This is a genomic window from Vibrio sp. 1167 (genome assembly GCF_033340375.1).
In the GTDB taxonomy this organism is placed as follows: domain Bacteria; phylum Pseudomonadota; class Gammaproteobacteria; order Enterobacterales; family Vibrionaceae; genus Vibrio; species Vibrio alginolyticus.
Window position 1 is genome coordinate 151,379 of record NZ_JAWOWK010000005.1, and the last position, 22,418, is coordinate 173,796.

19 protein-coding genes are annotated in these 22,418 nt (G+C 45.9%); 7 read left to right on the forward strand and 12 right to left on the reverse strand.

What is annotated here, in order from left to right; genetic code table 11:
* Positions 1–4: 4 nt before the first annotated feature.
* Both R7Z78_RS12680 and nudF read right to left on the reverse strand, forming a co-directional pair.
* A complete protein-coding gene (locus R7Z78_RS12680) occupies positions 5–448 on the reverse strand; it encodes a DUF1249 family protein (protein WP_017633603.1) in 444 nt (147 codons plus the stop codon).
* Positions 448–1,095, reverse strand: a complete 648-nt coding sequence (nudF, locus tag R7Z78_RS12685) for an ADP-ribose diphosphatase (protein ID WP_104975845.1) — start codon at positions 1,093–1,095, stop codon at positions 448–450. The genes R7Z78_RS12680 and nudF overlap by 1 nt, the downstream gene beginning before the upstream one ends.
* Before the next feature lie 229 nt (positions 1,096–1,324).
* Between nudF and tolC the strand changes: the two genes are divergently transcribed.
* Complete coding sequence (tolC, locus tag R7Z78_RS12690) at positions 1,325–2,653, forward strand: outer membrane channel protein TolC (RefSeq protein ID WP_005379884.1); 1,329 nt, start codon at positions 1,325–1,327, stop codon at positions 2,651–2,653.
* A 178-nt stretch (positions 2,654–2,831) separates the two neighbouring features.
* Here the strand turns inward: tolC and hldE are convergent, their stop codons facing one another.
* From hldE to R7Z78_RS12705, 3 genes are all read right to left on the reverse strand, one after another.
* Positions 2,832–4,262 (reverse strand): bifunctional D-glycero-beta-D-manno-heptose-7-phosphate kinase/D-glycero-beta-D-manno-heptose 1-phosphate adenylyltransferase HldE, encoded by a 1,431-nt coding sequence (gene hldE / locus R7Z78_RS12695; protein WP_017633601.1) that lies wholly within the window; start codon positions 4,260–4,262, stop codon positions 2,832–2,834.
* 67 nt (positions 4,263–4,329) lie between these two features.
* Positions 4,330–7,173: a bifunctional [glutamate--ammonia ligase]-adenylyl-L-tyrosine phosphorylase/[glutamate--ammonia-ligase] adenylyltransferase gene (gene glnE / locus R7Z78_RS12700; RefSeq protein WP_064368976.1), complete on the reverse strand. Its 2,844-nt coding sequence runs from the start codon at positions 7,171–7,173 to the stop codon at positions 4,330–4,332.
* Between the two features lie 113 nt (positions 7,174–7,286).
* On the reverse strand, positions 7,287–8,543 hold the full coding sequence (locus R7Z78_RS12705; protein WP_005379890.1) for a methyl-accepting chemotaxis protein: 1,257 nt from the start codon (positions 8,541–8,543) through the stop codon (positions 7,287–7,289).
* Between the two features lie 105 nt (positions 8,544–8,648).
* On the opposite strand from R7Z78_RS12705, the gene R7Z78_RS12710 reads away from it, so the two are divergent.
* Positions 8,649–9,422 (forward strand): potassium channel family protein, encoded by a 774-nt coding sequence (locus R7Z78_RS12710; RefSeq protein ID WP_025768395.1) that lies wholly within the window; start codon positions 8,649–8,651, stop codon positions 9,420–9,422.
* 41 nt (positions 9,423–9,463) lie between these two features.
* Here R7Z78_RS12710 and R7Z78_RS12715 read toward each other — a convergent pair whose 3' ends face one another.
* A complete protein-coding gene (locus tag R7Z78_RS12715) occupies positions 9,464–10,996 on the reverse strand; it encodes an inorganic triphosphatase (RefSeq protein WP_104975843.1) in 1,533 nt (510 codons plus the stop codon).
* Positions 10,997–11,208: 212 nt separating this feature from the next.
* On the opposite strand from R7Z78_RS12715, the gene R7Z78_RS12720 reads away from it, so the two are divergent.
* The 3 genes from R7Z78_RS12720 to R7Z78_RS12730 all read left to right on the forward strand — a co-directional run bounded on the left by R7Z78_RS12720 (position 11,209) and on the right by R7Z78_RS12730 (position 14,070).
* Complete coding sequence (locus tag R7Z78_RS12720) at positions 11,209–11,889, forward strand: TIGR00153 family protein (RefSeq protein ID WP_005379896.1); 681 nt, start codon at positions 11,209–11,211, stop codon at positions 11,887–11,889.
* Positions 11,890–12,020: 131 nt separating this feature from the next.
* Positions 12,021–13,280 (forward strand): inorganic phosphate transporter, encoded by a 1,260-nt coding sequence (locus R7Z78_RS12725; RefSeq protein WP_005379898.1) that lies wholly within the window; start codon positions 12,021–12,023, stop codon positions 13,278–13,280.
* 178 nt (positions 13,281–13,458) lie between these two features.
* On the forward strand, positions 13,459–14,070 hold the full coding sequence (locus R7Z78_RS12730; RefSeq protein WP_005379900.1) for a TIGR04211 family SH3 domain-containing protein: 612 nt from the start codon (positions 13,459–13,461) through the stop codon (positions 14,068–14,070).
* An 87-nt stretch (positions 14,071–14,157) separates the two neighbouring features.
* Here R7Z78_RS12730 and ggt read toward each other — a convergent pair whose 3' ends face one another.
* The 3 genes from ggt to R7Z78_RS12745 all read right to left on the reverse strand — a co-directional run bounded on the left by ggt (position 14,158) and on the right by R7Z78_RS12745 (position 18,464).
* A complete protein-coding gene (ggt, locus tag R7Z78_RS12735; protein ID WP_169644221.1) occupies positions 14,158–15,888 on the reverse strand; it encodes a gamma-glutamyltransferase in 1,731 nt (576 codons plus the stop codon).
* Positions 15,889–16,161: 273 nt separating this feature from the next.
* Positions 16,162–16,848: a general secretion pathway protein GspB gene (locus tag R7Z78_RS12740; RefSeq protein ID WP_104975841.1), complete on the reverse strand. Its 687-nt coding sequence runs from the start codon at positions 16,846–16,848 to the stop codon at positions 16,162–16,164.
* Complete coding sequence (locus tag R7Z78_RS12745) at positions 16,848–18,464, reverse strand: ExeA family protein (RefSeq protein WP_104975840.1); 1,617 nt, start codon at positions 18,462–18,464, stop codon at positions 16,848–16,850. Before R7Z78_RS12745 ends, R7Z78_RS12740 begins: the two co-directional genes overlap by 1 nt.
* A 138-nt stretch (positions 18,465–18,602) precedes the next feature.
* On the opposite strand from R7Z78_RS12745, the gene R7Z78_RS12750 reads away from it, so the two are divergent.
* Positions 18,603–19,823: a multifunctional CCA addition/repair protein gene (locus R7Z78_RS12750; protein WP_005379907.1), complete on the forward strand. Its 1,221-nt coding sequence runs from the start codon at positions 18,603–18,605 to the stop codon at positions 19,821–19,823.
* Positions 19,824–19,875: 52 nt separating this feature from the next.
* Here R7Z78_RS12750 and R7Z78_RS12755 read toward each other — a convergent pair whose 3' ends face one another.
* From R7Z78_RS12755 to folB, 3 genes are read right to left on the reverse strand one after another with little or no spacing between them, the layout of a single operon-like run.
* A complete protein-coding gene (locus R7Z78_RS12755; protein ID WP_017820255.1) occupies positions 19,876–20,679 on the reverse strand; it encodes an undecaprenyl-diphosphate phosphatase in 804 nt (267 codons plus the stop codon).
* Between the two features lie 14 nt (positions 20,680–20,693).
* Positions 20,694–21,176: a 2-amino-4-hydroxy-6-hydroxymethyldihydropteridine diphosphokinase gene (gene folK / locus R7Z78_RS12760; protein ID WP_005387457.1), complete on the reverse strand. Its 483-nt coding sequence runs from the start codon at positions 21,174–21,176 to the stop codon at positions 20,694–20,696.
* Positions 21,173–21,532: a bifunctional dihydroneopterin aldolase/7,8-dihydroneopterin epimerase gene (gene folB / locus R7Z78_RS12765; RefSeq protein ID WP_005379859.1), complete on the reverse strand. Its 360-nt coding sequence runs from the start codon at positions 21,530–21,532 to the stop codon at positions 21,173–21,175. The genes folK and folB overlap by 4 nt, the downstream gene beginning before the upstream one ends.
* A 250-nt stretch (positions 21,533–21,782) precedes the next feature.
* On the opposite strand from folB, the gene plsY reads away from it, so the two are divergent.
* A complete protein-coding gene (plsY, locus tag R7Z78_RS12770) occupies positions 21,783–22,394 on the forward strand; it encodes a glycerol-3-phosphate 1-O-acyltransferase PlsY (RefSeq protein WP_005379857.1) in 612 nt (203 codons plus the stop codon).
* Positions 22,395–22,418: the final 24 nt, after the last annotated feature.

The window sequence follows — 22,418 nt, forward strand, 5'->3', positions numbered from 1 at the left end:
ACGATCAATTGAAGGCAAGTGGTGTTCTACTGATACCACTTCGTAAACAAAACGTCAGCCATTCACCGAGGAATGTGTTTAATTGATGCTTTTCATCTTTCTGCATCAGTTGGTCATTGGGATAATCATACTTAGCTTTTATGCGAGAGAACTCTCCGCTTGAGCATACTTCGGCTACTCTCGCATCATGATAAAGCCTGACAGACATCGTCGGTAAAGGAAACACTGGCGTTTCATCACTCTGACATATCTCAACAACTGTGGTGTATTTTGTGATTTCATTCACGGTCAATTGGTAAACCATGTTCGCCGCTTGGTAGCAACGTACATCCCCAACTTCAGCAGAAGCAGGCAATAAGGCATTCAATTTAGCGTAGTTGGTCTCATAGGTTCTCATAAGACCAGCTAAATCAACATGATATTGTTGTTTTTCAGCCAATTGTGCCATTACTCACTCTCCACCGTTTGGGATTGTCCCCATTCTGACTTTAACTCTTGATGGTGTAATTGCAGCCATTGCAACGCAATAATCGACGCACCATTTTCAAATTTCCCGTCCTTCACCCATTGATACGCCGTTTCACGACTCATGACATGAACTCGGATATCTTCATTCTCATAGTCTAAACCATGAATGCCGTGCGCTTTAGACGCATCCACTTCACCAACAAAGACGTCTAGCTTTTCCGAGCAACCACCAGCCGAAGGATAATAAGAAGTGACAGGTATAACGCGCCCCACCTGAATCCCCGCTTCTTCGACAGCCTCTCGACGAATTACGGCTTCAGCTGATTCATCGCGGTCAATCATACCGGCGACAATTTCTAGCTGCCAAGGGTGTTCATGTTCCAACGCGCCAATACGAATCTGTTCAATGATTACGACCTGGTCCGTCTTTGGATCATAAGGAAGCATCGCTGCTGCGTGACCACGCTCGAACATTTCTCGTTCGACAACTCCACTCCAACCACCAGCAAATAGCCTATGCTGAAAGCGGTATTTCACCATTTTGAAAAAACCTTCAAATAAGGTTTCTTTCGAGATGACTTTTACATCTCGCGAAGTAAAATCTTGTTGTTTGTCACGCTGTTGCATTCAACACCTCTCTGAGTGAATCCTGTAGTTTACTCATTGTTATTCGCTTGCTCAAAGGACTTGGCTCAACTTTTTGTATAATAGTTACAAATTAATTTAAGTCTTCGCTAAAAATTTATTGCACAAGCGGATAATTACGTGTAAAAAAGTGCAAACTTTAGAGTAAATATCGTGCAAATTGAGTTAAACTACTGAGAATTAACCAATCTATGGACCGCGGGAATAGAAAATGAAAAAATTGCTTCCACTATTTATCAGTGCAGCGCTAGGTAGCATGAGTACGTCTGCGTTCGCAGACTCTTTGGCTGAAATCTACGACTTGGCAAAACAAAATGATCCACAATTGCTCAGTGTAGCAGCACAACGTGACCAAGCTTTCGAAGCAATCACCTCAAGCCGTAGTGCTCTATTACCACAGATCAACCTTACTGCGGGTTACAATTTAACTCGTGGTGATACTGAATACGATTCAAATCTAATTAGTGACGTATCAAACGATGGCAACGCGCTAACCGCTGGCGTTAGCTTTTCACAAGCACTTTACAACCGCGCATCTTGGATCTCTCTAGATACTGCTGAGAAAAGTGCTCGCCAAGCAGACGCAACTTACGCAGCGACGCAACAGGCACTGATTCTTCGCGTGTCACAAGCGTATTTTGAAGTTCTACGCGCACAAGATAATCTTGTTTTCGTACGTGCAGAAAAAGCCGCGGTTGGCCGTCAACTTGAGCAAACTAAACAGCGTTTTGAAGTAGGTTTGTCTGCAATCACTGACGTGCATGACGCACAAGCTCAGTACGACCAAGTGCTAGCGGACGAAGTGTTGGCAGAAAACGCGCTAACTAATAGCTACGAGTCACTGCGTGAAATTACAGGCCAAGAGCACAAAGATCTCAACATTTTGGACACTGGCCGCTTCACTGCTAGCCCATCGACCGTACCAGCTGAATCGCTCATTGATGAAGCAAAAACCAAAAACCTGACCTTGCTATCATCACGTATTCTTCAAGACATTGCGCGTGACAATATTTCACTAGCAAGCTCTGGCCACCTACCAACGCTCTCTCTAGACGGTGGTTACAACTACGGTGATACTTCTCATAGCTCTCGTGACAACACGACAGACAACTTCAATATTGGTGTGAACCTTGCTGTACCGCTATACACAGGTGGTAACGTAACCTCTCAAACCAAACAAGCTGAATACGCGTACGTGGCAGCAAGCGAAGATCTTGAAGCACAGTACCGTAGCGTAGTCAAAGATGTTCGCGCACAAAACAACAACATTAACGCCTCTATCGGCGCATTACGTGCGTATGAGCAAGCGGTTATTTCTGCACGCTCTGCACTAGAAGCAACAGAAGCTGGCTTTGATGTAGGTACTCGTACTATCGTTGATGTACTGGACGCGACTCGTCGTCTATACGATGCGAACAAAAACCTATCGAACGCTCGTTACGACTACATTTTAAGTGTTCTTCAGCTACGCCAAGCAGTTGGTACGCTAAGCGAACAAGACATCTTGGACGTTGATGCAGGTTTGAAAGCGGCAAAATAACCGCGAACTGAATACTTCAGGTCTTAATAAATAAAAAACGCCAGTTGAGTTATCAGCTGGCGTTTTTTATTACTTGTAGTTCAGAGCTTAAAAGTGCCTCTGAACTACAAGTATCAAAAAGGCCGCACTTAGCGACCTTTATGAGCAAATAGCATTTCAATGCTAACAAACAGCAGCCTTAGCCCTTACCGCCTTTGATTGCATTAATGATTTCACTGGTCGAGCAGCCATCTTCAAAGTTCAATACACGAACTTCACCACCCGCCGCAATGACTTCTTTACCACCAGCAATCTCTTCTGGTTTGTAGTCACCGCCTTTTACTAGCAAGCTTGGTAGAACTTCTGAGATCAAACGCTGCGGCGTATCTTCACTAAATGGTACAACCCAATCCACAGCGCCCAAACCTGCCAACACCGCCATGCGGCGATCGGTTGGGTTTACCGGACGACCAGGGCCTTTAAGGCGTTTTACTGACTCATCGGTATTTACCGCAACGATTAGGCGATCGCCCAGTTCAGCAGCATGGTTTAAGTAAGACACATGGCCAGCGTGTAGAATATCAAAGCAGCCATTTGTCATAACGACTTTCTCGCCACGAGCACGTGCTTTTTTCACAGCTTCGATCAGTGCTTTTTCTGAAATAACACCGTAATCCGTGTCTTGGCTGCCATGTACCGCTTCTGCTAATTCAATCTCAGAAAGCGTTGACGTGCCTAGTTTTCCAACCACAACACCTGCCGCTGCGTTTGCTAGTGCACACGCTTCTTCAAATGATTTGCCTGCGGCAACAGACGCTGCCAATACAGAGATAACCGTGTCGCCTGCACCTGTCACGTCGTACACTTCTTTCGCTTGAGTTGGAAGGTGGAACGGTTCCTGGCCACGACGAATCAAGGTCATTCCGTTTTCGCTGCGTGTCACTAAAAGCGCTTCAAATTCAAACTCTTCAACCAAAGCCAGTGCTTTCTCTACTAGCTCTTGGTCAGATTTCACTTTACCTACAACGTCTTCGAACTCTTTCATGTTTGGCGTAAGAAGTGTTGCGCCACGGTAGCGTTCAAAATCCGCACCTTTCGGGTCAATGAAAACCGGAATATTTGCTGCGCGCGCTTTTTGAATGTATGCCTGAACATGCTCTAACGAACCTTTTGCGTAGTCAGACATAATCACGGCTTTAACGTTTGGCAGTGCGGCATCCATACGTGATAGCACAGGTGCAGAATCTGTGTTTTCAAACTTGTCTTCGAAGTCGAGACGAATAAGCTGTTGTCCACGGCTCATTACGCGAAGCTTCGTAATCGTTGGGTAATCAGGCAGTGCAACGAAATCGCACTTCACATTGAGTGAGCTCAGCGTCTCCGTCAGCACTTTTGCAGGCTCATCTTCCCCAGTTAGACCAACAATGTGAGCATGGCCACCTAGTGATGCGATGTTCATCGCAACGTTCGCAGCACCACCAGGACGCTCTTCATTGTTTTCTACTTTTACAACAGGAACCGGCGCTTCAGGAGAAATGCGCCCGGTTGGGCCATACCAGTAACGATCTAGCATGACATCACCGATGATGAGCACACCAGCGCTGTTGTAATCAGGTAGAATTGGTTTCATTGTTGGTCTCCAAAAATTAAATCGAAGTGAGTTTATCACAGCCCTTATCGAGGCTAAATATATGGTCTTAACTGAACCACTGATTCCAAGCCTGTTTTACCCACTCCCTTTCGGCAACAAACTTATCTTCCACCACATCAGCGTCTAAATTGAGTAGATTTCGGCGGTGTATTTCGTTGCGCATTGTCGTGTAAGCACGTATCAACTGCATTGCTTGGTCTTCGTCCATAACATCTTGCGCAATGAGCGTTTCAAAGATGCGCACATTATCACACCAACGCGTCAATTTCGGCTTATCGTGACTATAGTTGAGCACTAGGTACTGAGCGAGAAATTCGATATCGGTAATCCCACCTACATCTTGCTTGAGCATAAAGCGGCCTGGCTTTTTCCCCCCAAGATGACCGCGCATTTTTTCTCTCATTTCGACAACGTCTTTTTTCAGTTCAGCTTGATCGCGTGCTTTGCACAACACATCATGCCGCGTATTGTGAAATGCAATTGCCAGTGGTTCATCACCATAAATCATGCGCGCGCGGACAAGTGCTTGATGTTCCCATGTCCACGCGTCTTGATGTTGGTAGTCGTCGAACGCGTCTGTTGGGCTAACCAACAAACCCGATGCACCGGACGGACGCAATCGGGTATCGACCTCGTATAAAATACCGGAAGCGGTGCGAGTGGAGAAAATATGAATGATACGCTGTGCTAAACGAAGGTAGAACTGACGACCATCAATCTCTTTCTTGCCGTCAGTGTAGACATTGACGGGGCAGTCATGCATGAAGACAATATCCAAATCGGAGTTATAGCCGAGCTCCCACCCTCCGACTTTACCATAGCCAATTACAGCAAAGCCTTTACCTTCACGATCTTTCACATGCGTTGGCTCGCCGTACTTTTCAGACACTTGCAACCAAGCCTGACTGATCACCGCATCAACGATAGCTTCCGCTAAATAAGTTAAATGGTCACTCACTTTCATCACTGGCAATGCGCCAGCAATATCTGCCGCTGCAATACGCAAAATACAAATTTGCTTAAACTGACGCAACGCTTCCATTTGCTGTTCCATATCATCTTCAGGAATACGCGCCAAATAATCACGTAGCTCTGTACGGTAACTGTCTAATGGAATGGGATTGTACAGCTGCGCAGGGTCGATCAACTCATCAAGCAAGATAGGATAACGAGACAGCTGCTCTGAAATCATTGGGCTTGCGGTACACAAACGTACGAGCTGCACCAGAGCCGCTGGATGCTCATCCAATAATTCCAAGTAAGTCGTGCGAGTGCAGATGTTGTGTAGCAAGTGAAGTACACGAGATAAACCAAACTGTGCATCAGGATGGGCAAAGACCGCATCAAACACTTTCGGCATCAAACGATTGAGCACTTCGCGTCCACGTGGGCCTAACGTTTTTTTGGCCAGATCGGTTTTAAAGTTGATGATGGTTTTCGCGCATGAAGCAAAGTCTTCAATCTGAATATCCTGCTGCAAGATATGCTCAAGAACATCTTGTTTGTCGGCCATATCCCATAGCTCATGAAAATGACGAGCAACGGTAGTCCCCTCGTCTTCTTCATCATCACCAATTAGTGATTCAAAAACTTGGTGAACATTTGCCATATGCTGCTGGGTTTGCTCAATCAATTGCTCCCAACAGCTCATTTTCATCGCGGTGGCGAGCTTTAAGCGTTCGGTTTCGCAATCAGGCAGCGTCTGGGTTTGCTTATCCGCCATTGCTTGCAACAAGTTTTCTAATTGACGCAAGTACTTGTATGCGGCTTCTAGATCGCTGACTTCTTGTGGAGTAAGCAATGCCAGTTCTTCAATGCCTTGCAGCGTTTCCAACAGCCCTCGATTACGTAAAGAAGGTTCTCGACCACCTCGAATCAATTGAAAAACTTGAGCGATAAATTCAATTTCTCGAATGCCACCCGCACCTAGCTTAATGTTGTTATTCAACCCTCGGCGGCGAACCTCGCTACTGATCATCGACTTCATTCGACGCAAAGATTGAATCGCACTGAAATCAATATAACGACGAAAAACAAAAGGGCGCAGCATTTGGCGTAGCTCTTGATACTGCGGGTACATCTCACATCCCATCACCCGAGCTTTGATCATCGCGTAACGTTCCCAATCTCGCCCCTGCTCTTGGTAATAATCTTCAAGTGCGGCATAGCTCATTACCAAGGGGCCACTTTCTCCAAATGGGCGAAGTCGCATGTCGACGCGGTAGCAAAAACCATCGAAGGTTTGTTGGTCGAGCGCTTTGATGATGCGTTGACCAAGACGAGTAAAGAACTGGGCATTGGCAATGCTGCGGCGTGCGCCTTGGGTTTCGCCATTCTCTGGATACGTGAAAATTAGATCAATATCGGAAGAAAAGTTTAGCTCGCCACCACCCAGTTTCCCCATGCCGATAATTAACATCGGCTGCACTTCACCGTCCTCACTTGTTGGCGTGCCCCACTCCTGACAACACACTTGATATTGCCATTGATAGGTTTCAAAAATCATCGCTTCTGCCAACTCAGATAAGTGGCTTAAAGACGTCTCTAGAGACCATGCATGCGTGAAATCCTTCCACGCAATGTACACCATTTCTCGATTGCGAAACTGACGCAATACGCGATGACCAGACATCTCATCAGGACATTGTTCCAACAGTTCAGCAAGGCGTGAGCGGTAAGACTCCTGACGACTTGGCTGCGCTAACATACTTGGCAACTCACGGGCTAGGACTTCATCGCGATGAATGGCTTCAGTTATAAACTGGCTTAAGCCCGCCACATAACGAAATTGCTGCGCAACCTCATCGGGCCAAAGGGGAAAATAACCTGCGTCTTGGGCGTTTTGTACGGCAGATTCAGCGATAGAAATCAGTGGCGAAGGCAGCTGCATTTTTCTTCCTTGTTTGAAAAGCACGGTAACTCATTCTTTATACCAGACTGAAAGCAAATAAAAACGCCCACAAAAGGTTTGTGGGCGTTTTATCAAAAGTTCGGGATCGAATATTAAACTTGGAAAGATTTGATCTTCTTGTCTAGCTCACCTGCATTATTTTGCATCATTTCAGAGGTTTCTAGCAGCTCGGTAACAACAACAACTGAGGCTTCAACCAACTCACGTACATTGGTGAGGTTTTGGCTCATCTCTTCTGCAACACTGCTTTGCTGACCAGACGCCGTCGCGATCTGGAAGTTCATGTCATTGATTTGCGTCACTTGCCCAACAATACCATCGAGCTCAGATCCAGCATTAGAAACCAGCTCGTTTCCATCTGCCGCTTCTACAACGCTTTTTTCCATGAGTTCTACCGCAGATTCAGCACTGGTTTGCAGCTGTGCGATCATCTCTTGAATTTCTACCGTCGCTTGTTGTGTACGTTGGGCAAGGTTACGAACTTCATCTGCAACCACAGCAAAACCCCGCCCAGCCTCGCCAGCTCGCGCCGCTTCAATCGCCGCATTCAGTGCAAGCAGGTTGGTTTGTTCAGAAATGCCTTGAATCGTCCCTACAACGCTACCAATGGCTTCAACACGTTCTTCAACTTGGTTAACCGCTTGTGCCGATGAAGCGATATCCGACGAAAGTTCACTCATTTTCGCCATTGTACTTTGCAAGAACTGCTGACCAGAAATTGCTTGTGCGGAAGCTTGCTCTGTTAGAGAAGATGCCGTCTGGGCATGTTCCGCAACCGTTTGGACCGTCGACGACATTTCACTCATCGCCGTAGCAAGTTGATCAATTTCGTTAAACTCTTCTTGCGCCGATTCCTTCGTTTCCGACATGCTCAGCGTCATGACTTCGGTGAGCGTTGATAATTCATCAGACGCATTAATTTGCATTTGAATAACATCGTGCAATTGTCGACGTGTCTTTTCTAATTCACGTGCCACGTCTCCGTATTCATCTTTACAATCCATACCAAATGGAACAGAGAGGTTCTTGCTCGCCATCAGTTTGATCGCGTCGCTCAGATACTGTGTTTGACGCAACATCACTCTAGCCGCCGCTAATAAGAGCACGACAAAAACCACAATCAATAAGGCGGTTTGCCAAGCAACTTGCGTTAAATATGCTTCATAATGCTGTTGGGCAACTTGCGCGTTTTGTGTCGCCGCTAAAAGTGAGTCGTAAAAAGTGTTTGCGTCCCACAGTTGTTTTGCCACGATCAGGACAGTACTGAAGACCATCAACATGACCATTTTAGGCACCAGTCGAATGTCGGATATGACCCTTTCCCATGGCTTAAATGCCAGCTTTTCCATTGTCAGTTCTCCACCGAGTCTTATATAGTCTTTATCTATAATCTTTATATTACTTATAGTTATGTTCGCGCTTTGCGTGGTTACGCGATTTATTTTGAGCTTCGTATGAAAAACAATGATATCAAAGACAGCACACGACCGATGGGCCTGTTGTCACTAATATTGTCTTTTATGGCACTATTTGTGATCTCTGGCTTGTTGTTTTTCCCGATCGATCACGAAACCCGTCAAGTTCTTATCGGTCTGGATTTCATAATCTGTAGTATTTTTCTACTACAGCTCACCATTGATTTGATCCGGTCCACAGATCGCTGGTTATTCCTTAAACGTCATTGGATAGATTTCGTGGCGAGCATCCCATTGATAGAGCCCCTGCGCTTTGCTCGTATTTTTCATATTATGCGAGTGGTATTAGTACTGCGTTCGTCAAAGTTCATTTTGCATCAGCTCAAAGAAAACCGCCGCGAAACCACGGTCGCCTCTATACTGCTATTGATGGTTATCCTCATAACACTCGGTTCTAGTGCAATGCTGTTTATCGAAGCGAAAAACCCAGAAGCGAATATTCGTACTGGCGCCGATGCTTTGTGGTGGGTATTTGTAACAATCTCAACGGTTGGTTACGGCGATCATTATCCAGTGACCTCCATAGGAAAGTTTTTGGCTGTCATCATCATTGTTTGCGGGGTGGGTATCTTTGGTATGATCTCGGGTCTTATCACCTCTATCCTTACTGCCCCAACGAAACAACAGACGCACAGTTCAATCAATAAAGAACGTATGCTCGAGCAGCTCCTAACCCAACAAGCGCAAATACTAGAACGACTCGATTTCATGGAAAAAGAGCTACAACAACGTAAAACAGAGACAAAAAAATAGGACCATGCGGTCCTATTTTTTTGTCGTTACCACCAGAACGATCATTCACGCCAATAAGGCTGTACTTCCACACTGATCGCTCGGGTTTGATCCATTGCATGCAAAATTGAGCGCTCTTGACGGTGCAACCAGCGTTCTAACTGCTCTTTTTCTGCGTCTTCCAGCATATCAACCAACGGGAGCAAGTGGTTCAGCATTAGCAGATCATCGATACCATGCACCAGATCCGCCCATGGTAAACGGAAGCTGTTACGCTCATCCGAGTTATACAAACTCGCGAAACCAATGCCGGTATAGAGATTACGCAATAAGCGATAACGCTGATCAACGTACTCTTGCGCCGTCAAATCGCGCTCTGCTGGGAAAGCTTCCATTAGCTCAGCCCAAGTGCGATCGAGCTGAGTAACTGAAAACGGCATGATGTTACTTGCCATTTTTTCACGTGCTTTTTCATCAAGAAATGGCTGCCAACCGCGCGCCAAGATCCAGCGGCTTAGATCCAGCAGTAACCCTGTGTAACGCGCGGAATTGAGCAACCCTAGCACTTCTTCACGGCTTGGCAACTCTTGTAACTGCTGAGTCAACTCAGATACTAAGAACTTACGCGCATCCAACTTGCGCAGCACATTGCCTTTGTCATCTAAAAGCTCTTCAAGGTGTGCATGCTCATCCAACCAACTCAGTTCTTCTTCCAACCATTTAAGCTCTTGGCGCAGAATCGCGCTCGCGCGACGAGGGACAATCCCGCCAAAAATAGTCAATGTTTGACGAATGAAACGAATGGCATTATTGATTTCACGCAGTGCTTCCACGCTGTCACGCTCAGCATAAATTTGCTCGTGATAATGCCAATGAGACAAAGCGTGCTCTAAAGAGTTGATCAAGCAAAATTCAACGGTATCCGTCGGACTACTGTCCACAAGTGCCAATGATTTTACTTCATCACCCGCATAACCACTTGCAAGTCGATAACCTTTCGCCGCTTTGCTCAAGTTACCCAAGCGCATACCGCCTTGCTCGCAAAAGCTGCGTGCCAGCGTGAATAAAGCTTCGGTTTGGCCTGACTTAAGTTCCAGTTCAACTTCGCAAATCGGCTCTTGCTTCTCTTCTTCGTCTTCACCTTTGGCTACAACTAAGCCTTGGTCAAAGGCAACTTCAATCTGACTGCCATCGGGCATGCCAATCAGCCATTGTTCACGTGTGAAGTTGGTCGAGAATAATGGCATAAGCTCGGATTGCAGCGTTTCTGCATCTTTACCTGGAGGCCAAATATCTAGAGGATGAAGCGACAGATTAGGCTCGTCGCTAGTGTGCTCAGCATTGTATTCTGGTCTTTGATGTAAGCCTGCGACGACGCGTCCTGCTGTCTTTACGGTTTGGACGAATACATCATCAAAACGGCGAATTCTTAAACCAATGTCGTGCTTTCGAAGCCATTTATCGGCAGTATCAAAATAGGTGTTACCCAAGTCACGACAACTATGCTGAAGTACTTTTGTCTCAGAAATTTTTTCTTTTAAAGTTTCTGAAAATTCAGGAGAAACAAAAAACTTCAGTTCTATTTCGGTTTCCATAGCTATACCTTTCAAAGCAGATAGAAACAGGATATTGCGTAATTTCTCACACGGCAAGAGAGAAATATCGCCGGAATGATGATCTAAAACAGTTTTAATGAGCGATTTAATGCGTTAACATGCGCGCCTTTATAGCCATCGTTCAACATTTCGCCAAGCACTCAGAAATGGTGTATGTTTTTTTAAGGTTATAGTTATTAGGTTGAATGACCATGCCAGTAAATACAATTATGGGGTTATTTGCAAAGTCCCCAATTAAGCCTTTGCAACGCCACGTTGTGTGTGTCAACGAATGTTGTTCACACTTGGTGAAATTCTTTGAAGTATCTTCAAAGGGTGATTGGGAAAAAGCAGCAGAAATCCGTGCACAAATTTCTCACCTAGAGAAAGAAGCGGATGTGCTGAAACGTGAAATCCGTCTAAAACTGCCTCGCGGTTTGTTCATGCCAGTCGACCGTACTGACATGCTTGAGCTTTTGACTCAACAGGACAAACTTGCAAACCTGGCAAAAGACATTGCTGGCCGTGTATATGGTCGTCAACTTGTCATCCCTGAGGCTCTCCAACCAAACTTCCTCGCTTACGTTCAACGTTGTCTTGATGCTGCCGATCAGGCGCAAAAGGTAATCAATGAACTTGATGAATTGCTAGAAACCGGCTTCAAAGGCCGTGAAGTGACGCTCGTCGCTGAAATGATTCATCAATTAGACGTTATCGAAGATGATACCGATGCCATGCAGATTGAACTTCGCCAACAGTTGATGGTGATTGAAGCTGACATGAACCCTATCGATGTCATGTTCCTATACAAGATTCTTGAATGGGTAGGTGGTATTGCCGACCAAGCGCAGCGCGTAGGTGCTCGTTTGGAAGTCATGCTATCTCGATCTTAAAACATAAAGTTAACGACATAACGAAGAGCATAATTAACACGTGTCATAGGGACGATGACTATTTTCATCGTCTTATGGTTTGGCGCGCGTAAAATTTTGTTCCGCTTGTTATAAAACAACTAGGTATTACGATGGATATCCTTGCGAACTACGGCACTGTCCTGATTATTGTTGCAGCGATTTTTGGTTTCATGATGGCGATTGGTATTGGCGCGAACGACGTTGCTAATGCGATGGGTACATCTGTAGGTTCAAAAGCGCTAACTGTAAAACAAGCTATCATCATTGCGATGATCTTCGAATTTGCAGGTGCTTACCTTGCAGGCGGTGAAGTAACCGACACTATCCGTAAAGGTGTAATCGAAACTTCTTTATTTGCTAGTCAACCAGATGTTCTTGTCTACGGCATGATGTCTGCGCTTTTAGCAGCAGGTACATGGCTGCTTCTTGCTTCTTACATGGGCTGGCCAGTATCAACGACTCACTCAATCATCGGTGCAATCATTGGTTTTGCATGCGTATCAGTAGGTACTGAAGCGGTTGACTGGGGCAGCGTTCAAGGCATTGTTGGTAGCTGGATTATTACGCCAGTGATTTCAGGTTTCTTTGCTTACGTTATCTTTGTCAGCGCACAGCGCCTGATTTTTGATACTGAGAACCCTCTGTTTAACGCGAAACGTTTTGTACCTGTTTACATGTTCATCACAACAATGGTGATTGCACTTGTAACCATCAAAAAAGGTCTAAAACACGTTGGTCTTCACCTGACCAATGGTGAAGCCTGGATGTGGGCAGCAGCAGTTTCAGCACTTGTGATGATTGGCGGCTACGTATACATCCAGAAAAAATTCGCTAATCGCGAAGAAGACCGCAGCTTTTCTGGCGTGGAAGGTATCTTCAGCGTTCTGATGGTTATCACCGCTTGTGCGATGGCATTTGCACACGGTTCAAACGACGTTGCAAACGCCATTGGTCCACTGTCTGCTGTCGTATCGACTGTTGAACACATGGGCGAAATCAGCACGAAAAGCACCATCGCTTGGTGGATTCTACCTCTTGGTGGTATTGGTATCGTGGTCGGTCTTGCAACACTAGGTCACAAAGTAATGGCAACCGTTGGTACAGGCATCACTGAGCTAACGCCTAGCCGCGGTTTTGCAGCACAGCTAGCAACAGCATGTACGGTAGTTCTAGCGTCTGGTACAGGCCTGCCAATTTCAACCACTCAAACATTGGTTGGTGCGGTTCTCGGTGTTGGCTTTGCTCGTGGTATCGCAGCACTGAACCTAGGCGTAGTTCGTAACATCGTGGCATCATGGATCGTTACACTACCAGCGGGTGCGTTATTGGCCGTAGTATTCTTCTACGGACTTCAAGCGATGTTCGCTTAAGACACTCGTCAATAGAATGTAAGCGCTTTGTCATTATTGACTCAAACGCACAGAAAGGGAGGCTTTGCCTCCCTTCTTTGTTGCACCGAAGTTTGAAACTGCATACTATTCGTCTATTTCCGGCTCCAATCATTCGGTGCCAACGCTGTCTCCAAGAAAAATCGTTAAGGGATTTACTGTGAAAAAACTAATCATCACGGTTTTGTTTACTTTGCTAGCAGCGCCAGCGGCCCTAGCAGCAGACCGTTATATTTCTGATGACCTCTTCACTTTTATGCACTCAGGTCCAAATAACACCTACCGTATTATTGGTAGTGTTAACGCCGGTTCTAAAGTACAACTGATTAAAACCAACCGAGATACTGGCTACACGCAAGTTCGTGATGACCGTGGTCGCACTGGTTGGGTACAAAGCAAGTTTGTGACAAACCAAGAGAGCATGGCAATTCGCCTTCCTCGCATTGAGAAAGAGCTAGCCGAAGTAAAAGAGCAGCTTGCTAATGCTCGTCAAACTTCTGATGCAGAGAAAGCAGGTCTTGTTACCTCTCTCGAAACACGTAACCAACAAATTTCAGATCTAGAAAACAAATACTCTGAGATCAGTGATCAGCTTACTTCTGTTGAAACAGAAAACCGCGAGCTACGCGCAAAGCTGGATACACAAAAAGATGACATGCTGCTTAAGTACTTCACTTATGGCGGCGGTGTTGCAGGTTTAGGTTTACTATTTGGTTTGATTCTTCCGCATGTCATGCCTCGTAGAAAGCGCTCTCCTGCGGGTTGGGCATAAACCTCACGCTTTTATCTTTAAAAAGAACGCAAAAGCCAGTCGATATCGACTGGCTTTTTAGTTTGCTTCGTTTGACAGAAGTGAGTATTACTCCCCCATTGAACTAGAGGCTCGACGACGATCCGTTGCGCCATAAAGCTTGCCATCTTTTAGCTCAATTGCATTCAAACCGCTTACCACTGGAATAACGTGCACTGGGTAGCCAAGCTCCATAAACTCAGGCACCAACATTTCTGCGAACGTTTTCTTTTCCACCAGCAAACCAGTCGGGTCATAAGACTTGGTGCGGTCTATCTTAGTGCCATACTGGATGTTTGGTAAGTCAATAGCCTCTTGCGCTGATAAATTCCAATCCAGCACCCCAACCACGGTTTTGAGTACATACCCCGGGATTTGTGAACTACCTGGTGACCCAACCACCAAACGCAAGTTATCATCACTGTCCATCACCATTAATGGCGTAATAGCCGAACGTGGACGCTTGCCCGCTTCAATTGAGTTTTGCGTAGGCTTGCCGTTAACCGTTGGCTGAGGTGAGAAGTTAGCCATCTGCGCGTTCAAGATAACGCCATCGACCATCACACCCGAGCCCATACCCGTTCCTACCGTGCTGGTCATAGCAATTGCATTTCCATCTCTATCGACGATAGAAATATGCCCTGTATCTTTGCTCTCGAAGCCTTTATATTGCGCATACTGAGTTTGCGTTATCTGCCCTGCTTTTGGATCCTCTTCTGAAGTGCCATTACCAGGGATTAAATCACGTCTCTGATCTAGATAGGCTTTAGACAACAACTGTTCAACTGGCGCTTCCACATAATCCGGATCTCCGGCATACGCAATACGATCGGCTTTTGCAATTCGCATCGCTTCAGTCATGAGACGCCAAGGTTCCACATCCGTTTTCGCCATATGGGCAATGTCATAGGGTGCAAGCAGTTCAAGACTCTGAGCGACCATCACACCGCCCGAAGCTGGGTAACCAAAAGAGACGATTTTATTCCCACGGTAGTCGCTCTCAATGATGTCACGCTGCTTCACTTGGTAATGCTTAAAATCTTCTAAAGACAACTTCTCGTGTTGGTCGTCAATACGACTATTAACCGTCTCTACGATGTGCTGACCAAGCTCACCACCATAAAGGTAACGATCGCCTTGTTGCGCGATCTTCCTCAGCGTCTCAGCCATCTTAGGGTTCTTCATCAAGGTTCCCGTCGGCTTAATATCGTCCCCTTGCCAATACAAGGCTTTCACTTCCGGATCTTGCTCAAGTCGGCTTTGCTCTCTTACTACGATGTCGTAGGTGTAGCTGTTCATCGCGTACCCATTGCTCGCCAATGTAATCGCCGGCTTAATCAGCTCTGCCCATGGCAACTTGCCGTATTGTTCATGAGTGGTGTAAAGCAACCGCAACGTGCCCGGAACCGCAACAGAACGAGGGCCTAATATTTCGTTGCGACTGAGTACTTCCCCATTCTCAACAAACATTTCAGGGTTCGCGCTAGAAGGCGCTTCATCTCGACCATCAAGGGCCAGAAATTTTTTCTCGTCATGTTGATAAAACAGCGCGAAAGTCCCGCCGCCAATTCCGGTCATATCTGGCTCAACGACAGACATCACCATCTGCATCGCGACCATAGCATCAACAGCGTTACCGCCTTCTTTCAATATTGAGTAACCGGTACTGCTCACGTAAGGATTCGTCGCACTGACCATGAAATCTTGCCCGCGACTATCTGGTGTAACTGGGAATGGGTCTGGCTTTGCTGCATAGCTTGTCGATGCAACAATACTTAAAGAAAAAATCAGAATACGCATGTGTCTCTGTTTAGACTCCTATTATGTGATGGGGTCTAACGTGGACCAAGTCATTACTCCGAAGTTCGTGAAGATGGTGTCTTTTTACACAACGCTGACTGGAATCGCGCTATCAATAGATGAATGATATTGGTGCTATTTAAACGACTGAGAAAAGCTATATTTTGCTTGTTTGAGTATCTAAAAATCATCACCAGAATAGATGCAAAAGATGCTCTGAAAAATAAAAAGCCAGCGATGTGATTTCGCTGGCTTGATGTGTTTCTACAAGAGTTACCCTTTCCACTCATACAACGCTGGTATACGAATTTTCTCCCCTTGGAACTCAACAATCACAGCTTGCGGTTGTATTTCTCTTAGAGTGACCTGATCATCAACGACATCCCCTTGATGATACTCAACATTGTTAATTTTCACCCAACGGCGATTTTCATCACTAGCGTACATATGGGTTTGCAAATTAAGCGCAGGTAGACGCCCTTGCCACTGGTGAGCGTTGCGCTCTAAATCGTTCACGCGTGCCGTTTGTGATGACGAATTGTCATCATCTCGGGATAAGGCATTTTCGACCTTCCTAGCTAAATCAGGAGATAATGAGGATAAATCCAGATCATCCAAAGACAACCCGAGGTCCTCTTCAGCAGCAGAAGTCGTTTGGGTTGATGCTGAGTTGCGTGTTTCATCTCTGCTTGGTGTATGGCTCGTGTATTCATCGGGGGTGGTAAATGTACCAAAATCACGCGATAGCTCTGCACTTGGCCACTCTCTTGGCAATTGGGCCAACTGGGTGTTCTCTGGATAGTCCAATACTTTGAAAGGTGATACCACTTCGACCTTTTCTATCGGGGACGTTGTATCTACTTCAACACTCGGTGCAAAGAGATCTAAGTACCAAGCGACTCCGATAGCAGAAGCAGTGATTGGCAGCAAGAACAGACCTATATGTTTCACAGCTGACATTATGCGTCCTCCTTCTCGATTCTCGCCAGTTGAGGCGCATCTGGCTGAACATTTTGCTGAAGTCGGTCTAGCGTTCGCTTACCTGCAATACCATCGACACCAATTCCTTGCCAACGTTGAAATAATTCGACTCGCTCTTTCATCGCACCATCAAAAATAGACGTTTCAAGCAGTGGCTCACTCACCGCTTCTGCTAATAATCGGTCTAATACTTCAATCGCAGGGCCTTCCATGTCTAAACGTAATGTTTCATTCAGCGGAGCATGCCACAGTTCGATAATATTGCCCTGCCACAACGGCTTTAGCCACGAAACTGGCAGACGAAGACGCTGCTTACCATTGAGCACTTCAGCTTGGTCATTACCGACGGCATATAGAATGACATACCCAACATCACCTTGATAATTCAACTCCAAGATCACAGGGCGATTTTGTTGCATCAACAGCGGCCAAGTCGCCATTTTACGCTCACAACGCATAGTCGACTGCGGTTCTGACAAACAAAGGTTATCGCGAACCGATGCTTGATACCCCCACAAACGATACAAATCATTTACAGCGAGGTTCGACTGTTTTTGTGTTAACAATAAAGCACGCTGCTCATCCGTTAACTGTTGGCTGACGACGGTTGGTGTTGGCTCTACTCTTGGCTCCGTCACTTGTGTCAACACTGACGTCGCTTGAGCTGGCATATAATTCACGACCGCCCACCCCGTACTTAATGCAGCAATAAGGCCTACCGTGACAGAGCCCCAAGCAGGCCAACGGAAAGTCCGGCGCTCTTTTTTATCTTGCTGATAAATATCTGCCTGAAACTGCATCACCTCTTCACAGGCCTGCTGAACGGTTTGCTTATCCACCACCACATTACCCTGGTGATAACTAATGTTGAGGGATTTGTCACAGATAAGGTTGATGAGCCGCGGTATACCGTGACTGTATTTGGCTATAAGTTTACAAGAAGCACGATTAAACAGTTGCTGGTCGCCACCTGCTGTATGTAGTCGAAATGCGATGTAATCTTCTGTCTCTTTTTCATCCAACGGCAACAGGTGATAACGCCCGGTAATACGCTGGGCAAGTTGGCGTAGTTGTGTTGTTTGTAATAACCGCTGCAATTCAGGCTGCCCGACCAACAACACTTTGAGCAATTTTCTGGTATCGGTTTCCAAGTTGGTCAACAAGCGCAACTGCTCTAGAACGTCGGCAGCAAGGTGTTGAGCCTCATCAATGACCAGTAATGTCTGCCAACCTGAACGATAATTACGCAGCAAATATTGATGGATAACCTGGTTTAGCTGTTTGAGGTTTGCGTCTGGCGGATAGGTGATTTTGAACTCATCACAAATGGCTTCGAGCAAGTCTCTACTCGAAAACGTGGGATTGAGGATAAGACCCGCTTTGGTGTTATCACCCAAATTCGCCAGCATCGCTTTTGCGACAGTCGTTTTGCCTGTACCTACTTCGCCAGTAAGCATAGCAAAACCACCGCCATCGCCTAGCCCGGCTTGGAGATGTGTGATTGCCTCTTTGTGACGTTGGCTTAAATACAAATAACGTGAGTTTGGAACAATCGAAAATGGTTGTTCGACAAACCCAAAAAAGTCCTTATACATTAGGCTCTCCAGCTAAAAAACCACCTGAGAATAGTCAGATATAATATAAACATAGCCGCATCTACTCTCGGGAGTAAAGAAAAGTACCATTGCTTGCTACAATGTCCAACGGCATATCCATAAATTAAGAGGTAATTCGTGCAAGTTTATTTAGTAGGTGGCGCAGTTCGAGATAAATTGCTCGGAATTGATAGTTATGACAACGACTGGGTGGTCGTAGGCGCGACGCCCGAGATGATGCTGTCCCAAGGATACACCGCCGTTGGTAAAGACTTTCCTGTATTTCTGCATCCCAAAAGTAAAGAAGAATATGCCCTTGCACGAACAGAGAGAAAGTCAGGTTCTGGTTACACTGGTTTTGAATGTTTCTTCGATCAAAACGTCACCTTAGAAGAAGATTTGATACGTCGTGATTTAACCATTAACGCGATGGCAATGGAGAGTGATGGCACGATCCATGACCCATATGGTGGCCAGCAAGATCTCAACGATAAACTGCTACGCCATGTATCAGACGCCTTTATTGAAGACCCTCTACGCGTTTTACGTGTCGCTCGCTTCGCAGCGAAGCTTGCTGATCTAAACTTTACGGTTGCCGACGAAACCATGCGGTTAATGCGTCACATGGCAGAGTCCGGAGAGCTGAGCACACTGACTCCCGAGCGTGTTTGGCAAGAATGGCATAAATCTCTCTCTACTCCTCGCCCTGATATTTTCTTATCGGTTCTACGAGACTGTGGTGCATTAACCGTGGTGTTACCTGAAATTGATGCACTATTTGGCGTACCTCAACCTGAGAAGTGGCATCCAGAAATCGATACTGGCATCCATACTTTGATGGTGGCAGAGCAAGCCGCAAAATTGAGTAACTCACTCCCCGTCAGGTTTGCCGCCCAAGTGCATGACTTGGGTAAGGGCGTGACGCCAGAGAGCGAATGGCCAAGCCACAAAATGCATTGCCATACAGGATTAAAACTGATCAAAAAGCTGTGCGAACGTGTCCGGGTACCAAATGAGTTTCGTGATTTAGCCTTGATGGTGTGCGAACAGCACTCCAATATTCATCGCGCGGCTGAACTTAAACCACAAACCATAATTAAAATACTCAATAAACTTGATGTGTGGCGTAAGTCCGAACGTCTGCAAGATATCTTGCTTTGCTGCCAAGCGGATCACGCTGGTCGTAAAGGACTGGAAACGCAACCATATCCACAGGCGGATATTTTTAGGCAAGCCTACCAAGCAGCAGCGGCAGTTGACGTTCAAGCCATTATCAAAGAGGGCTTTAAAGGCCCTGCGATTCGTGACGAGCAAGAAAAACGACGTATTGAAGCAGTGAAAGCAGCACTTAAGAAGTAACGAACAAACAAAAACGCCCGCGGATTTCGCGTGCGTTTTTCGTTAACATCAATTATGCACTTAATAGAAAAGCGAACAAACCGACGCCCAAAATGAGACGGTAAATCACAAACGGTGTCATGCCCATTCGTGAAATCATCTTCAAGAAGAAGTGGATACAGATGTACGCACTGATAAACGATGTGATAATGCCAGTCATTAAGAAACCAACATGGACAGGTTCACCACTGGTTACTAACTTCATGCCTAAGTAGCTACCAGCTAATGTAATGATTGGGATCGACATTAAAAACGAAAATCGGGCAGCCGCTTCTCGAGTAAAGCCAAGGTAAAGCGCTGCTGTGATGGTCGCCCCTGAACGTGAAGTTCCAGGAATCATCGCTAAGGCTTGAGCAATACCGATAAATACAGCTTTCTTCCAACCCGTTTGGTATTCATCGGCAACGAGTTTAGCGTTTTTGTCTACCCACCATAGCAACAGGCCAAATACGATCGTAGTAGTCGCGATGACGTAAGCGCTACGTAGATACACTTCAATGATGTCTTTCATCAATAAGCCGAACACACAAGCTGGAATCGTCGCAATCACGATCATCCAAGCCAATTTAGCTTCTTTACTGCGATCTCCTTTAAAGATCGAAGCAAATAACGCTTGAAACAAAGTGATTACTTCATGACGAAAATAGATCACGACAGCCATTAATGTACCGACGTGAACAGCAACATCAAAGGCTAGACCTTGGTCTTCCCATCCTAAAATAGCGGAAGGCAGGATCAAATGGGCAGAGCTTGAAATAGGCAAAAACTCTGTCAGCCCCTGAATCAGAGCCAAAATAAAGGCTTCAAAATAACTCATGTAAACAACTCAAATTAAAAATGAAAGGAAACGGGTTTGAGCGAATCGACTGGCTGCATAGCATGCCAAATGTCTGCGACTGTGCGTCCATCGCCTGGGATCACTAATTGCGGTTCGAGATCATACAGCGGCTTTGTGACAAAAGGATATTTGTAGATATCACTGCGAGGTAGCTCAGGTTTTTTCTTGGAGACGCGCTCACCGAACAACACTATATCGAGATCCAGTGTTCGATCCTGATACTTTTGCGCGTTTTCTTCGCGTCCCCACTTAAATTCAATCTCGCGTAGTTGATGGCTCAACTCTTCTAATGACAACTCGGTACGCATTGCAACGACAAAGTTGTAGAAATTCTTGCTGCTAAAACCAATAGGTTCGCATTCATATATCGGTGATACGAGGAGATTTTCTCCAAGCCGTTGCAGCTCCTGATACGCAGCAAGCACATGTTGCTCTCTTTCTACGTTCGTCCCAACACCGATATAGGTGGTGATCATGCTCGGCCTCGCTCAATCACCACACCAACAGCACGTGCTTGCGGCACGGCGCCAGGCTTCGCTAGGCGGATTTTCACCCAAGGCACTGAGAAACGCAGCATGATAAGCTCTGCTACTTCTTCAGCCACGCGCTCGACCAGTAAGAAACGACCATTTTCAATGTGGTTAAGTACCGCCTCACTCACCTGCGAATAATCCAGTGCATCTTGCACATCATCACTTTTGCCCGCAGGTTTATTATCGTGTGCCATTTCAATATCTAGAACCAACTTTTGTTTGATTTGTTGCTCCCAGTCGTACACGCCAATTGTGGTGATTACTTCTAACTGTTCAATAAAAACTTTATCCAGAGCCATCTTATGTCCTTCTATTACAGAGGTCGGATACCCGTGAGGGGTAATTTGATCGTAGTATTCTATACCTAAGTAACATTTACTTTGGTCATCACAATGTTACTTAGGTATAAACTGCGAAAGCATCTTTATATACAAGAAATCACATAATGCAAGCTCTATCACAGTGAGGATTTCTGCATTATGTAAATTCGGGGTATGATAGCAACTACGCGGGAACCGAGCATTAAATTCCAATCCATCAAGGACTTCTATGGACGCACTGGCACTGATAATGACAATGGCCGCCTATTTATTAGGTTCGGTTTCCAGTGCGGTTTTGATCTGTCGACTCTTAAAACTGCCAGACCCACGCAGTGTGGGATCTAACAATCCTGGAGCAACGAACGTATTGCGTATTGGCGGACGAGGAGCCGCTGTTTCAGTCTTGTTGTGCGATATGCTCAAAGGCACTATCCCCGTGTGGGGCGGATACTTTCTTGGTATCGACCCTATCATTCTTGGCGTCATCGCCATTGCTGCCTGTCTTGGCCACATGTACCCCATCTTTTTCCACTTTAAAGGCGGAAAAGGTGTCGCAACCGCGCTTGGCGCTATCGCTCCGATTGGTTTGGACTTAACAGGATTGGTGATGTTAACTTGGCTGTCAGTAGCCGCGCTATTCCGCTATTCATCCTTAGCGGCTCTCGTCACGGTTTTGGTCACTCCGTTTTATACTTGGATGTTTAAACCGCAATACACGTTACCTGTTGCTATGCTGTGTTGCTTAATCGTATTTAAGCATCATCAAAATATTCGTCGGCTTTTGTCTGGCGACGAGCCAAAAATCGGCGAGAAGAAACTGACACAAAAAAACTCGGCTTAATGCCGAGTTTTTCGTTTAAAGAGG

Coding starts and splice junctions, on each gene's coding strand:
- nudF (WP_104975845.1), bottom strand. CDS start 1,095: ATGCAACAGCGTGACAAACAACAAGATTTTACTTCGCGAGATGTAAAA.
- folK (WP_005387457.1), bottom strand. CDS start 21,176: ATGATCACCACCTATATCGGTGTTGGGACGAACGTAGAAAGAGAGCAA.
- R7Z78_RS12745 (WP_104975840.1), bottom strand. CDS start 18,464: ATGTATAAGGACTTTTTTGGGTTTGTCGAACAACCATTTTCGATTGTT.
- R7Z78_RS12710 (WP_025768395.1), top strand. CDS start 8,649: ATGAAAAACAATGATATCAAAGACAGCACACGACCGATGGGCCTGTTG.
- plsY (WP_005379857.1), top strand. CDS start 21,783: ATGGACGCACTGGCACTGATAATGACAATGGCCGCCTATTTATTAGGT.
- R7Z78_RS12715 (WP_104975843.1), bottom strand. CDS start 10,996: ATGGAAACCGAAATAGAACTGAAGTTTTTTGTTTCTCCTGAATTTTCA.
- tolC (WP_005379884.1), top strand. CDS start 1,325: ATGAAAAAATTGCTTCCACTATTTATCAGTGCAGCGCTAGGTAGCATG.
- R7Z78_RS12720 (WP_005379896.1), top strand. CDS start 11,209: ATGCCAGTAAATACAATTATGGGGTTATTTGCAAAGTCCCCAATTAAG.
- R7Z78_RS12755 (WP_017820255.1), bottom strand. CDS start 20,679: ATGAGTTATTTTGAAGCCTTTATTTTGGCTCTGATTCAGGGGCTGACA.
- folB (WP_005379859.1), bottom strand. CDS start 21,532: ATGGCTCTGGATAAAGTTTTTATTGAACAGTTAGAAGTAATCACCACA.
- R7Z78_RS12725 (WP_005379898.1), top strand. CDS start 12,021: ATGGATATCCTTGCGAACTACGGCACTGTCCTGATTATTGTTGCAGCG.
- R7Z78_RS12680 (WP_017633603.1), bottom strand. CDS start 448: ATGGCACAATTGGCTGAAAAACAACAATATCATGTTGATTTAGCTGGT.
- R7Z78_RS12705 (WP_005379890.1), bottom strand. CDS start 8,543: ATGGAAAAGCTGGCATTTAAGCCATGGGAAAGGGTCATATCCGACATT.
- ggt (WP_169644221.1), bottom strand. CDS start 15,888: ATGCGTATTCTGATTTTTTCTTTAAGTATTGTTGCATCGACAAGCTAT.
- hldE (WP_017633601.1), bottom strand. CDS start 4,262: ATGAAACCAATTCTACCTGATTACAACAGCGCTGGTGTGCTCATCATC.
- glnE (WP_064368976.1), bottom strand. CDS start 7,173: ATGCAGCTGCCTTCGCCACTGATTTCTATCGCTGAATCTGCCGTACAA.
- R7Z78_RS12740 (WP_104975841.1), bottom strand. CDS start 16,848: ATGTCAGCTGTGAAACATATAGGTCTGTTCTTGCTGCCAATCACTGCT.